The 13,736-nt window shown below is 66.4% G+C and carries 10 protein-coding genes; 6 read left to right on the forward strand and 4 right to left on the reverse strand.

What is annotated here, in order from left to right; genetic code table 11:
- Positions 1-9: 9 nt before the first annotated feature.
- From DFO68_RS08030 to DFO68_RS08045, 4 genes are all read right to left on the reverse strand, one after another.
- A complete protein-coding gene (locus tag DFO68_RS08030; protein WP_133483148.1) occupies positions 10-1,320 on the reverse strand; it encodes a short-chain fatty acid transporter in 1,311 nt (436 codons plus the stop codon).
- A gap of 208 nt (positions 1,321-1,528) precedes the next feature.
- Positions 1,529-1,777: a YfhL family 4Fe-4S dicluster ferredoxin gene (locus DFO68_RS08035; RefSeq protein WP_133483149.1), complete on the reverse strand. Its 249-nt coding sequence runs from the start codon at positions 1,775-1,777 to the stop codon at positions 1,529-1,531.
- Between the two features lie 68 nt (positions 1,778-1,845).
- Positions 1,846-2,325, reverse strand: a complete 480-nt coding sequence (gene coaD, locus DFO68_RS08040) for a pantetheine-phosphate adenylyltransferase (RefSeq protein WP_133483150.1) — start codon at positions 2,323-2,325, stop codon at positions 1,846-1,848.
- A complete protein-coding gene (locus DFO68_RS08045; protein ID WP_133483229.1) occupies positions 2,322-4,214 on the reverse strand; it encodes a beta-ketoacyl synthase in 1,893 nt (630 codons plus the stop codon). The genes coaD and DFO68_RS08045 overlap by 4 nt, the downstream gene beginning before the upstream one ends.
- Positions 4,215-4,423: 209 nt before the next feature.
- Between DFO68_RS08045 and trmB the strand changes: the two genes are divergently transcribed.
- The 6 genes from trmB (at position 4,424) to DFO68_RS08075 (ending at position 13,733) form a co-directional block, all read left to right on the forward strand.
- Positions 4,424-5,140: a tRNA (guanine(46)-N(7))-methyltransferase TrmB gene (gene trmB / locus DFO68_RS08050; protein ID WP_133483151.1), complete on the forward strand. Its 717-nt coding sequence runs from the start codon at positions 4,424-4,426 to the stop codon at positions 5,138-5,140.
- Positions 5,137-5,469 (forward strand): DMT family transporter, encoded by a 333-nt coding sequence (locus tag DFO68_RS08055; protein ID WP_208107390.1) that lies wholly within the window; start codon positions 5,137-5,139, stop codon positions 5,467-5,469. The genes trmB and DFO68_RS08055 overlap by 4 nt, the downstream gene beginning before the upstream one ends.
- Positions 5,470-5,524: 55 nt before the next feature.
- The gene (gene dacB, locus DFO68_RS08060; RefSeq protein WP_133483230.1) at positions 5,525-6,934 is read left to right on the forward strand and encodes a D-alanyl-D-alanine carboxypeptidase/D-alanyl-D-alanine endopeptidase; all 1,410 of its coding nucleotides are present in this window, start codon (positions 5,525-5,527) and stop codon (positions 6,932-6,934) included.
- Between the two features lie 18 nt (positions 6,935-6,952).
- On the forward strand, positions 6,953-7,324 hold the full coding sequence (locus DFO68_RS08065) for a diacylglycerol kinase (RefSeq protein ID WP_133483153.1): 372 nt from the start codon (positions 6,953-6,955) through the stop codon (positions 7,322-7,324).
- A 67-nt stretch (positions 7,325-7,391) separates the two neighbouring features.
- Positions 7,392-10,394 (forward strand): bifunctional [glutamate--ammonia ligase]-adenylyl-L-tyrosine phosphorylase/[glutamate--ammonia-ligase] adenylyltransferase, encoded by a 3,003-nt coding sequence (gene glnE, locus DFO68_RS08070; RefSeq protein ID WP_133483154.1) that lies wholly within the window; start codon positions 7,392-7,394, stop codon positions 10,392-10,394.
- Positions 10,395-10,454: 60 nt separating this feature from the next.
- Positions 10,455-13,733, forward strand: coding sequence for a site-specific DNA-methyltransferase (locus DFO68_RS08075; RefSeq protein WP_133483155.1), 3,279 nt, complete (start codon positions 10,455-10,457; stop codon positions 13,731-13,733).
- The last annotated feature ends 3 nt before the right edge of the window (positions 13,734-13,736 follow it).

Below are 13,736 nucleotides of genomic sequence, written 5' to 3' on the forward strand. Positions count from 1 at the left end.
TGACCGGAATCAGAACCAGGTCAAGCCCACGGCGATGATGATACCGGTAATGAACAGCTGGATCAGGCAGAAGCCCATGATGTCCTTGGCCTTGAGGCCGGCGATGCCGAGCACCGGCAGGGCCCAGAAGGGTTGCAGCAGGTTGGTCCAGGCGTCTCCCCAGGCCACGGCCATGGCGATCCGAGGCATGTCCACGCCCAGCGCCTGGGCGGCGGGTATCATCACCGGCGCCTGCACGGCCCACTGGCCACCACCGGAGGGCACGAAGATATTGACGATGCCGGCACTGATGAAGGACCAGAAGGGCAGGGAGGCCTCGGTGGCAAAGGAGACGAGTGCCTGCGACATGCTCTCGGCCAGCCCCGACTGCACCATGATCGCCATGATCCCGGCATAGAAGGGGAACTGGATGACGATGCCGGCGCCGCCCTTGATCGCCTCATGGAGGCTTTCCAGCAGGCTGCGGGGTGTGCGGTGCAGCACGATGGCCAGGAACAGGAACAGGAAATTGACCACGTTCAGGTTGAGGCCGCCGCCACGAAAGACGAAATGGTCGACCAGGAAGAGCAGCCCGGGAATGCCCACCAGCCAGGCCAGGGTGGTGCTGTTCTCCAGTCGCTCGGCGGGACGAGTGATGCGAACGCGTGTCTCTTCGTCCTCACCCAGCAGCTTGGGATCGATATAGACGCTCTCGTTCTCATCAGGGAGCATCAAACGGTTGACCAGCGGTACCGCCACGAACAGGCACAGCACGATGGCGATGTTGAACAGCGAGAAGATCGTCTCGCCGGTGCCGATCACGCCGATCTGCTCGGCGGCGAAGTGCCCCTCGGTAGCGATCACCAGCGGCACGGAGCCGGCCAGGCCGCCGTGCCAGACGACGAAGCCGGAGTAGGCGCTGGCCACCAGCAGGCGATAGTCGACGCGCACCAGGCGGGCCAGCTCCTTGGCGAACAGCGCGCCAACCACCAGGCCGAAGCCCCAGTTGATCCAGCTGGCGACCAGCGAGACCAGGGTCACCAGCAGGATGGCGGCGCCGGCGTTGTTGGCCATGCCGGCCAGCTTCTGCAGCAGGCGCTTGATGGGCGGCGAGCTGGCCAGCATGAAGCCGGTGACCAGCACCAGCAGCATCTGCATCGAGAAGGTCAGCAGGTTCCAGAAGCCATCACCCCAGAAGCGCATCACCGCCAGAGGACTCTGGCGCTCCACGGCGATGGCGGCGGCGGCGGCGATGATCGTCAGCAGCAGGACGAAGATGTAAGGGTCAGGCAGGTACTTATCGACCAGCTTAACGGCTGGCCGCGATAGGGCCTTGAGCATGGGGTTTTCCTTCTTCTGTTGTTGAATCTTCATGTGCCTGACAGAAAGTAGCGCAACCTCAGAGGGTTGCGCTACCCAGCACGGGAGACTTCGTCAACGCACAGACCGCTATAGCCACTCCCTCGACCGGCTGTTTAGGCACGGTATCAGACGACAAGCGCCCCGCTCGATGAGCGGGGCGCCATTGGCCGTGCTAGCGTCGAACGGCTCAGGCCGCGGTGATGAGCTGGTACTTCTCCATCAGCGCGTCACGGCTCTCCTTGCGCGACGGGTCCAGCGGAATGCAGTCCACTGGACAGACCTGCTGGCATTGGGGCTCGTCGTAGTGGCCCACGCACTCGGTGCACAGGCCCGGGTCGATGACATAGATCTCCTCCCCTGGCGAGATGGCGCCGTTGGGGCATTCGGGTTCGCAGACGTCGCAGTTGATGCACTCGTCGGTGATCATCAGGGCCATGGGGGTACCTCACGGATGTCGCTGGCCGGCAAGCGGTCCCGGGATGGGGACAATCCCGAGCTTCATGGTCAGGTATTGTAATGGCTCTTCAGCGTCTCGGCGACCCTGGGATGCACGTGCTTGGAGACATCGCCGCCGAGTCGGGCGATCTCGCGCACCAGGGTCGAGGAGATGTAGGAGTTCTCCACTTCCGGGGTGAGGAAGACCGTCTCCAGCTCCGGCATCTGGGCGCGGTTCATGTTGGCCAGCTGCAGCTCGTACTCGAAGTCCGACACCGCCCTTAGCCCGCGCAGCAGCACGCGGGCCTGCTGCTGCTTCATGAATTCGGTCATCAGCCCCGAGAAGCCCACCACCTCGACGTTGTCAAGGCCCGCCACCACCTCGCGGGTCAGGGCGATACGGGTGTCGATGTCCAGCACAGGCCCCTTGCCGGGGCTGGTGGCGATGGCCACCACCACCTTGTCGAACAGCCGGGCGGCACGTTCGATCAGGTCGAAGTGGCCATTGGTGATGGGGTCAAAGGTGCCGGGATAGATGGCGGTGTTCATCGCGGGTCTCCGTCATCGAGTCGTCCGAAGGGATTGTCCACGGCCAGCGATACCGCCCTGGCATAGCCGGGAATGTGAATGGCGTCTCGGCCCACCTTGAGCTCGGGCCCTTCCAGCACGCCTTCACCGAAGCGGTAGCGGGCCACGAAGTGGCCGCGGTCGGCGGCCTGGTGATAGGCGGCGGCGGTCTCGCGGGTGGCCTCGCGGCGCGCCTGCCAGGCGGCTATGGCGGCCTGGCCGTGACGCTGCACCATCAGCCGCTCGGTCACCGCCGGGGAGAGCACCACGCCGGTGGCATTGTTGCCGCCGAAACCCTTGGCGTTGATGAAGGTGGCGTCGGCCACGAAGGGCAGTGGCTCGCGGAACAGTCTCAGGCGCTCGGCATGGACGTCGTCGGCCACCGCATCCAGGGTGAAGATGCCCGGCAGCAGCCCATGAGCGAAGCTGCCCAGCGCGCTGGCCAGCTGGTCGCCGGCGGCACTGCCCTGGGAGTGGCCGACGAACGCCTTTATCGCCACCACCGGCCACGCCGTGATGCCATGGGCACGGGCCACCTGGTCGAAGACGTGGGATTCGGTGATGCGGTTCTTGGGCGTGCTGGTGCCATGCGCATGCAGAAAAGTGCGCTCGCGCAGGGCCGTCTCGCCCAGCATGTCGCGCACCAATGCCGCCGCCTTGGCCAGCGAGATGTAGTTGCCGATGCCGGGAGCAGAGATCGAACGCTTCCAGCCGTCGGCATTGACGAAAACGCTCGGCACACTGCCGAGGATCTCGGCACCGGTCTCCAGGGCCAGGGCGTCGTCCATCAGCATGATGAACTGGCTAGCCTCGCCCATGGTGAAGCCGCAGTTGCGGGCGAAGGGCCGGCAGGCTCGCTGGTAGTCGGCGTCGGTGAGCAGCTCCAGGGCATCCAGGGCCTTGAGGCCGTCGTCATCGGCCAGCGCCCCCATGGTGCGAAAGCCCTCGATGACCTCGGGGGTGATCGGTGAGTCGGCGGTCCCCACCATCACCACCCGGCGGCGCCCGGCGCGGATGTCCTCGACCCCCAGACGCAGGTTATAGAGGAAGCTGGCACAGGCGCCCAGCGCCGCCCCGGTGCCCCCCACGCTGCCCAGCACATAGGCATTGATGAAGTCGGCGGGCATCTGGCCGTAGCCCAGCGGCATCTGCTTGGAGGTGGCGCGCTTGCCGGAGGTGAAGCTCTTGAGTAGGCCGCCCCAGCCCTCGTCGTCGAGTTGCCCGATGGAGTTGCCGGCATAGACGGCGACCTCGTCGGGGTCCAGGCGGTCGCGCAGGCTTTCCCAGGCCATGCCGCTATCGCCCAGGCAGTCGCTGGCGGCGAACACGGTCATCGCCAGCCCCCGCGGGTGATGCACGCTGCGGTAGAGATGGCTGGGCTCGAAGCCAGATGGCAGCTGGCCGGCGGTGCGTACCTGGGCCTGGCGTGTCTCGGGCAGCAGCACTTCCATGCTGCCGGCCGGAACGGTGACCTCGAGATTGTGGCGGTCCAGTTCCTTGATCTGCCAGGTGGGAGGCAGATCATCGGGCAGCTGGCGACGGCGGATACGGAAGGTCAGGGGGGAGTCCAGCACGAGGCTCGCCTTGCGGTTGCCAGGCAGCCCTTCCTCGTTGAAGCGGGGATCTTCGATGCGCCGGATCAGGGTGTGGTCGAGTACCTGTTGGCGGGTCTGTGCGACGATCCCGGCGGCGTCCAGCGGCCGGCCCTGGGCATCATGCCAGGCACCCTCTGCCTGGCAGTCGGCCAGGCGCATCATCGCCGCCAGGCCCAGCAGGGTGCGGGCCTGGAGGTCGTCGGGCAGGGCATCGAGCACGGTGCGGCGAAACGCCTGATGGCCCGAGGTTCGGCCGGCGGGATTCACGCCGCCCATGCCCACGATCACCGGTAAATGTGGCAAGCCGGGTTCCTCGTTGTGCGATGTCTATCGATGCGATGTATTTCGGGGCTAAATGGTTCGCTTTCTGGTCATGGATCATAGCATCCGGCTCGTGGCGGCGTCATGCCGGCGCTCCTGCGCGGCGGAGCCATGGCTGATAGAATGCGCCTACTTTCTTTGCTATCGCCGCTGAGCCCGCTGCCATGACTGCCTGTTCGCGATCCATCGTCAGCCGCCAGACCCTCCCCCACCAGGACCTGGCCCGCCGCGTCACCCGGGCTCTGGCGCATCCGCTGCGCAAGCCGCTCGCCGCGCACACCCGCGAGGCCTTTGCCCGAGCCCAGCAGTGGCGCCATCGGCGCGGCGCCGCGCCGCTGATCCTCGATGCGGGATGCGGCGTGGGGCTCTCGACGCGCCGGCTGGCCGCGCAACACCCGGCCGCCGCGGTGATCGGCGTGGATCGCAGCGCCGATCGCCTCTCCCGCGACCATGGCCGGCTGCCGGACAATGCCCTGCTGGTACGGGCCGAGCTGGTGGATTTCTGGCGCCTGGCACTGGCCGAGGGCTGGCGGCCGGCGCAGCATTACCTGCTTTATCCCAACCCCTATCCCAAGGCTGCCCACCTCAAGATGCGCTGGCAGGGCCACCCGGTGCTGCCGGTGATCCTGGCGCTGGGCGGACGCCTGGAGCTGCGCTCCAACTGGCGGCTCTACGTGGAGGAGTTCGCCCTGGCGGTGACCCAGGCCACCGGGGTGGCGGCCGAGGCGCAACCCTTCGCACCGGGCGAGGCCTGCCTGACCCCCTTCGAGCACAAGTACCATGCCAGCGGGCAGGCGCTGTGGCGGCTGGTGGTCGAGCTGCCCCACGCTCCCGGGCTGGTGCCCGGCGGCGCGCTGCCCAGCGTGGAGGAGCGCGACTGATGGCCTTCCTGTTCCTGGCCCTGGCGATCGTCGCCGAGGTCATCGCCACCAGTGCGCTCAAGGCCTCGGCGGGCTTCACTCGGCTGTGGCCCAGCGTGGCGGTGGTCATCGGCTACGGGCTGGCCTTCTACCTGCTCGCCCTGGTGCTGCGCAGCATGCCGGTGGGCATCGCCTACGCCTTCTGGGCGGGACTGGGCATCGTGCTGGTGACCCTGGTGGGCATCGTGGTCTATGGCGAGAAGCCGGACCTGCCGGCACTGCTGGGCCTGGCCATGATCGTTGGCGGCGTGGTGGTGATCCAGGTGTTCTCTTCCGTCTCGTCCCATTAAGCTGAGCACTTCCCATCTCGCTGGAGGTTTTGTGCCACGCCGCCCGCTGCTCTGCATGCTGCTGACGCTGCTGCCGCTGTTTGCCCAGGCGAACGGCTTCACCCACCTGGCCAAGCTGGCCGACAAGGGCTTCCTGCTCGGTGCCGAGGCCCGCTTGCTGGACAGCGGCGAGACCCTTGGCGCCATCGCGCCCGAGCGCCAGCTGTCACCGGCCTCGGTATCCAAGCTCTACCTGGCGGCGGCGGCGCTGGATCGCTGGGGGCCGCAGCACCGCTTCACCACCCGGCTGGTGAGCCTGGCCGAGCCCGATGCGCACGGCGTGCTGAACGCCGACCTGGTGTTCGACGGCGGCGGCGACCCGATGCTGACCAGCGAGGATCTGTGGCGGCTCACCCAGCGCCTGCACCAGGCCGGCGTGCGCCGGGTCGCGGGGCGCCTGGTGGTCAGCCAGTGGCGCTATGGCCCGGTGGAGTGCATCACCACCGACCGCTGCCAGGCCCACTCCCGCGCGGCCAATGCCTACAGCGCGCTGCTCTCCTCGGCGGGGGTCAACTATGGCAGCTGGTGTGTCAGCGTGGCGCCCGCCGCCGTGGCCGGCGCGCCTGCCCGCATCACCAGCTGCGACAGCCAGGCGCCGATCGTGGGAGTCGACAACCGCGTCGAGACCCAGCCCGACGACAGCGGTACCCGGATCACGGCCGAGCGCGTGCTGCGCGACAGCGGCGACGTGATGGTGGTGAGCGGGCAGATCTCCACCAATGCCCAGCCCCGCACCCTCTACCGGGCCAGTTCCGACCCGGCGCGCCAGGCGGCGTCCACCCTGCTGGCGATGCTGGAACAGGCGGGTATCGAGGTGCGCGACGGCAGCGCCGTGGCGGCCACCGAGCCACCGGCCGGCGCCCGCTCCCTGGCCGAGGTGGACAGCGAGCCGCTGCAGGAGCTGCTGCTGCGCACCCTCAACTACTCGAACAACTTCATGGCCGACCAGCTGGCGCTCAACCTGGTGGCGTCGCCGCGAGCCAGCCTGGTGCAGGCTGGCGGGGTGCTGGAGGCCTTCGTGGCCGGCCTGCCCGGCCATGGCCCCGTGACCCTGCGCAGCGGCAGTGGCCTGACCCCGGAGAATCGCACCTCGGCGGCGGGCATCACCGTGCTGCTGGAGAGCATGTACCACCGGCCGGCGCTCTTTCCCAGCTTCGTCGCCGCGCTGCAATCGCCGGCCAACGGCGTGATGCGCTTCCTGCGCCGCGGCTCGATGACCTTCCAGCGGCAGGTCATGATCAAGACCGGCACCCTCAACCAGCCGGTGGCGGTACGCGCCGCGGGCGGCTACTTCCGCACCCGCAGCGGGCAGTGGGGCGTGTTCGCCGCGCTCGTCAACGGCACCTCGACGACCCCCTGGCTCAACTGGCAGCAGGTGCTCGATCCGCTTTCCGCCGACCTCGAGGCGATGATCGATGCCCACTGATAGCGCGGAGCGTTCGGCATGAAGTCAAGTCACACCGGCTGGCAGCACCTGTTGCACTCCACTCGCTACTCCCTCAAGGGGCTCGGCGCGGCCTTTCGCCACGAGGCGGCCTTCCGCCATGAGCTCGCGGCTTGCGCGGTGTTGCTGCCGTTCACCGGGTGGCTCGGCCAGGGGCCCGTGGAGTGGATTCTGCTGGTCGGCAGCTGCCTGCTGGTGCTGATCGTGGAGCTGCTCAACAGCGCCATCGAGAGCGTCGTCGACCGCATCGGCAGCGAGCATCACGAGCTCTCGGGCCGCGCCAAGGACATCGGCTCGGCGGCGGTGATGCTCTCGCTGTGCGTCGCCGGCCTGACCTGGGGGCTGCTGGCCTGGCAGAAATTCCTCGCCTAGCCCGGGTTATGGGGCGCGGTCGGCTTCGCTATGCTGGAAGCATCCGCAAACCTGATACGAGACGCCCATGGCCCTGCCCGATGACTTCCTGCCGCTGGATGACATTCCCCAGCCCCTGAGGGCGCCCCTGGCGCACGCCCGTGACCGGCTGGCGAGCGCGCTGGAGCAGGCCGACAACCTGGCCGACATGAACGGCAGCGACTCCCCGCTGGAGGATTGGCTGGCGCTGTCGGATTCACGGCGTCATCAGCTGGCCCGGGTGCTGGCCGTGTCGAGCTTCGCCGTCGAAACCCTGGTGCGCTACCCGGAGTGGCTGCTGTACCTGGATGCCAGCGGCGAGCTGGACGCCACGCCCACCGCAGAGGCGCTGCGCGAGTGGCTTAACGAGCGCCTCGAGGCCGCCGAGGACGAGGCGACCCTGCAGGGCGCCATCCGCCGCTTTCGCCGTGCTCGCCTGCTGGGCATCGTCTGGCGCGACCTGACCCGCCCCCCGGGGATCGACATGTGGGCCACCGGCGCCGCGGTGTCGCGCCTCGCCGAGACCTGCCTGGAGGCGGCCCTGGCCTGGCTCGAGGCCCATGTTGCGCCACGCTGGGGGCGGCCCGCCCCGCGCCGCGACGGCAGCGAGCAGCGGCTGGTGGTGCTGGGCATGGGCAAGCTCGGCGCCGGCGAGCTGAACCTCTCCTCCGATATCGACCTGATCTTCGCCTTCCCCGAGAAGGGTGAGACCGAGGGCGGGCGCAAGTCGCTGGATCACCAGGAGTATTTCACCAAGCTGGGGCAGAAGCTGATCACCGCGCTGGACGCGGTGACCGCCGACGGCTTCGCCTTCCGCGTCGACATGCGCCTGCGCCCGCTGGGCGACGGCGGCCCCTTGGTGGGCAGCTTCTCCTCGCTCACTGGCTACTACCAGGACCAGGGGCGCGAGTGGGAGCGCTACGCCATGCTCAAGGCCCGACCCGTCGCCGGCGACCTGGGCGCGGGCGCCGAGCTGCTCTCCAGCCTGCGGCCCTTCGTCTATCGCAAGTACCTGGACTTCGGCGCCATCGAGTCGCTGCGCGAGCTCAAGTCGATGATCAACCGCGAGGTGCGGCGCAAGGGCATGCAGAGCAACATCAAGCTCGGTCGCGGGGGCATCCGCGAGGTGGAGTTCGTGGTCCAGGCCTTCCAGCTGATCCGCGGCGGTCGTGACACCGAGCTGCAGGTCACCTCGCTGAAGAGCGCCCTGGAGCGTCTGCCCGAGCTGGGCCTGCTGCCCGTGGAGGTGGTCGACGAGCTCGAGCCCGACTACGTCTTCCTGCGCGACCTGGAGCATGTGCTGCAGGCCCTGGAGGATCGCCAGACCCAGACCCTGCCCGACGATGACATCGACCGCGAGCGGGTGGCCCTGGCGCTGGACATGGAGGACTGGCCGGCAGTGATCGCGTGCCTTGACGAGGTGCGCGAACGGGTGCGCCGGCACTTCGATGCGGTGATCGCCGAGCCCGAGGAGGCGCTGGACGAAGGCGCGGACGCCGACCAGGCTTCCGGCGCCGTCGCCCTGGAGGAGTGGCGCGCGCTGTGGCGCGGCGAGCTGGAAGACGACGAGGCCCGGGCACTGCTGGAAGAGGCCGGCCTGGCGGAGCCGCAGGCCGCGCTGCGGCGGCTCGAGGCGCTGCGCCAGTCCCGCCAGGTGCAGGCCATGCAGCGCATCGGCTTCGAGCGACTCGAGGCCCTGATACCGCTGCTGCTCGATGCCGTGGCCGCCAGCGAGACGCCGGACATCGCCCTGGAGCGGGTGCTGCCGCTGGTCGAGGCGGTGTTGCGACGCACCGCCTACCTGGCGCTGCTGCGCGAGAACCCGGATGCCCTGGGACACCTGATGAAGCTGTGCAGCGCCAGTCCCTGGATCGCCGCCCAGCTTGCCCGCCATCCCATCCTGCTCGACGAACTGCTGACGCCCGAGACCCTCTACACCCCGGCCGACAAGGAGCGCCTGGCCGACGAGCTGCGCCAGGCCCTGGGGCGGCTTCCCGAGGATGACGAGGAGGCCCAGCTCGAGGCCCTACGGGTCTTCAAGCATGCTCAGGTGTTGCACGTGGCGGCCTCCGACATCGCCGGCACCCGCCACCTGATGAAGGTCAGCGATTATCTCACCTATATCGCCGAGGTGGTCCTGGAAGCGGTGCTGGCCATGGCCTGGAAGCATCTGACCCGCAAGCACGGCTTTCCGGAACGTCGCGAGGAGGGGCGCTGCGGCAGCGAGCCGGAATTCCTGGTGGTCGGCTACGGCAAGCTCGGCGGCATCGAGCTGAGTTACAGCTCCGACCTGGATCTGGTGTTCCTTCACGACGGCGCGATCCAGGGCACCACCGACGGCCAGCGACCCATCGACAACGCCGTCTTCTTCACCCGGCTGGGCCAGCGCATCATCCACCTGCTCACCGCCGTGACCCCGGCGGGCAGCCTCTTTGATGTGGACATGCGCCTGCGCCCCTCGGGCAACTCGGGGCTGCTGGTCTCGACGCTCTCGGCTTTCGCCGACTACCAGCGCGAGCAGGCCTGGACCTGGGAGCACCAGGCCCTGGTGCGCGCCCGGGTGGTGGCTGGCCAGCCGCGCCTGGCCGAGCGCTTCGACGCGCTTCGCGGCGAGATTCTTGGCCGAAAGCGCGACCTCGAATCGCTGCGCGAGGAAGTGGTCAAGATGCGCCACAAGATGCGCGACCACCTGGGCGGCAAGCGCGGGGAGGGGGAATTCGACCTCAAGCACGACCCCGGCGGCATGGTCGACCTCGAGTTCCTCTGCCAGTACGCCGTGCTGGCCATGGGCCACGAGACGCCGGAGCTGCTGGTCTACAGCGACAACATGCGCATCCTCGAGACTCTCGAGGCCACCGAGCGCCTGCCGGCCGAGACCTGCCGGCGATTGCGCGAGGCCTACCTGGCCCTGCGCAGCGCCGCCCATCGGGCCGCCCTGACCCGCGAGCCCGCCCGCGGCCATAACGAGACCTTCCAGGCGCACCGCCAGGTGGTAATCGAGGCCTGGCAGCAGCTGCTCGAGCCGCAAGCTCGCTCTGCCGATTCACCATGATGGCCTGTATCATCAGCCGGCCAAGCGCATTCATCGCCGCCAGAACGACAGGGACGCCCCATGAGCCAGACCGACGCCCAGCTACGTGAGCTGATTCTCGCCCTCGTGCCCGATGACGGCAGCACCATCGGCAACGCCAGGCTGCTCAAGCGGCTCGGCGAAGAGGCAGGCGAGGTCGACAAGCTCGACTACGAGCAAGTCCGCGACGGCTTGATCGAGGAGGGCGTGCTGGGCAAGGGGCGCGGCCGGGGCGGCTCGGTGTATCGTCTCGCTGCTTCGGCCCCGCAAGAAGCGCCGGCCCCTGAATCCGCGGCCCCCGACCTCACCCTGCAGATGCAGGAGGTCCCCGCCGAGCTGCCGCTGAGCCAGCAGCAGGCCAAACCGAGGCGGACCACCAAGCCGCGCCAGAACAAGCCCGACCACGCTGAGGTGCTCTCCTACCGCTATGACGAGAAGCGCAAGAACAACCCTCACGTGGGCATGGTGGATACCGCCAGCGACGGGGTTGAGGAGACTACCACCTGGGCCTACGACCCCCACCTGGACCCGGAGCTGCAGTTCGACTCCTCCGCCAACCGTGCCCAGGTCGAGGCGCTGATCGACGATGCCCTGGCCTCCGGTGACCAGGAGCAGATGAAGGCCGCGCTCGAGGAGCTCAAGCGTCGGCAGTCCCCCTACCTGCAGTGGAGCGGCAAGGCCGAGCGCACCAGCTTCGAGGTGGATACCGTCTCCCTGCACGTCCACGAGCGCATCGACCCAGCCACCATCCTCGGCGAGGTGCAGAAGCGCATGAAGGCAGGCAAGAAGGGGGGTAGTGCCTTCCAGCCCGACATGTTCCACGCCCCCTTCGAGAATCTGCCGCTGCGTGAGGCCATCGACTTCTACAAGCACGAGCGCGACTGGGCCAACCGCCTGATCGCCGGGGACTCGCTCTTGGTGATGAACTCCATGCTGCAGAAGGAGGGCATGGCGGGGCAGGTGCAGATGATCTATATCGACCCGCCCTACGGCATCAAATACGGCTCCAATTTCCAGCCGTTCACGAACAAGCGGGATGTGAAGGATCGCAAGGACGAGGACCTGACCCAGGAGCCGGAGATGATCAAGGCCTTCCGGGATACCTGGGAGCTCGGCATTCACTCCTATCTCACCTATCTGCGCGACCGGCTGCTGCTGGCGAGGGAACTGCTGAGTGATAGCGGGTCCGTATTTGTGCAGATTTCGGATGAGAACCTGCATCATGTAAGAGAGCTGATGGATGAGGTTTATGGCTATGCAAATAGGGTATCTATCATCCCGTTTGTGAAGACATCGAGCAGTAATAGCCCAGAAGGAAAAACAACCAACCTTCCTGAGGTTGTTGACTACATTGTCTGGTATGCGAAGAATTCAGAAAATGTGAAATTCCGTCACATATTCAGGAAGAAATCAGATAGCAAATCATTTGTGGATTCTTATTCTCTAAAAATTAGCGATAAAGGACAAGTCGTTAGGGCTGAAGAATCTGATGTTGACGGGTTGTTAACTCGATCGGATCTAACTTCCCAAAAGCCTACCACTGTTTATGACTTTCCATGCTTTGGGCAAGAATTTAGCCCATTGCCTAGAGGGTGGAGAACTATTGAGATAGGCCAGGAAAGATTGCGAAGAGCTGGTAGGCTTTGTCAGGCAGGAAACTCTTTAAGGTTTATACAGTTTGCGGATGACTACCCGGCTATTTCCTATACCAACCTTTGGGAAGATACCGGGATTGCTGGTTTTTCTAGTGATAAGAAATATGTTGTAGAGACTTCGCCAAAAGTCGTAGAGCGTTGCCTATTAATGTCTACCGACCCCGGCGATCTAGTACTGGACCCTACCTGCGGCTCCGGCACCACCGCCTATGTGGCCGAGAAGTGGGGCCGCCGCTGGGTCACCTGCGATACCTCTCGGGTGGCCGTCACCCTGGCCAAGCAGCGGCTGATGACCGCCAGCTACGACTATTACGAGCTGAAGTATCCCCACGAGGGGCTGGGTGGCGGCTTTATCTACAAGACGGTCCCGCATATCACCCTGAAGTCGATCGCCAACAACCCGGAGATCGATGAGCTCTACGAGCAGTACCATCCAAGCATCGAGAAAGCTCTGGCCGATCTGAACCTGTCTCTTAAAGACGAGCCCATCACCTTCACCGTGACCGAGGGCGGCCGCAAGGGGGACAAGGTCGACTTCGCCGCACCCGATAGCAAGACGGTCACGCTTCCCTCGGGTGAGACTGCCAAGGTCAACGAGCTGCTCGAGTGGGAGGTCCCTTTCGATTATCCCGACGAGTGGCCGGAGGCCACTAAAACGTTCTTTGACGCTTTCCACAGCGCCCGCCAGGCCATGCAGCGCCGCATGGACGAGAGCATCGCCAACCACGCCGGCCAGGAGGTGCTCTACGACCAGCCCGAGGTGAGCCGCGACAAGCTGCGCATCACCGGCCCCTTCACCGTGGAGGCAGTGCCCTTCGCCACCGTGCTGGGCCTGGACGAGGCCGAGCAGCCCAAGGAGGCCGACGTCGCCGTGGCGCGCTCCGGGGCCACCTCCCGCCATGCTCAGTGGCGTGAGGAGCTGCTCAAGGCCGGCATCCGCGGCAAGGGGGGCCAGCACCTCAAGCTGATGGATCTGGAGACCCTGCCCGGCGCCAAGTACCTGCATGCCGTGGGCACCGTCGCGGAGACCGGTGAACGGGTCGCCGTCAGCTTCGGCCCTGAGTACGCCGCCCTGGAACAGCGCCAGGTGGAGATCGCCAAGAACGAGGCCGGCGACCTCTTCCCGCTGCCCAAGCTGCTGGTGTTCTGTGCCTTCACCTTCGATCCGGAGGCGGCCAAGGATATCGACAGCATCAAGGGCATCCAGGCCCTCAAGGTACAGATGAACACCGATCTGCTCACCGAAGACCTCAAGAAGAACGCGCGCAGTAACGAGTCCTTCTGGCTGATGGGCCAACCGGACGTCGAGGTGCATACCCTCATGGACGGCAAGCTGCAGGTCGAGGTGCATGGTTTTGACTACTTCGATACCAAGAGCGGCGAGCTCAAGTCCGGCGGCAAACGCGACATCGCCGTGTGGGAGCTGGATACCGACTACGACGACCGTTCCCTCTACCCGCGCCAGGTGTTCTTCCCCATGGCTGGCAAGAAGGATGGCTGGTACAAGCTCAAGAAGGATATCCGCGCCGAGCTCAACGAGGAGCTGCTGGGCCAGTATCACGGCACCAGGTCGCTGCCCTTCGAGCCCGGCGACAACCGCTGCATCGCGGTGAAGATCGTCGATAACCGCGGCATCGAATCGCTGAAAGTCGTTCGGCTGGACTGACCC

The sequence above is a fragment of the Halomonas ventosae genome (assembly GCF_004361885.1).
Taxonomy (GTDB): domain Bacteria; phylum Pseudomonadota; class Gammaproteobacteria; order Pseudomonadales; family Halomonadaceae; genus Halomonas; species Halomonas ventosae_C.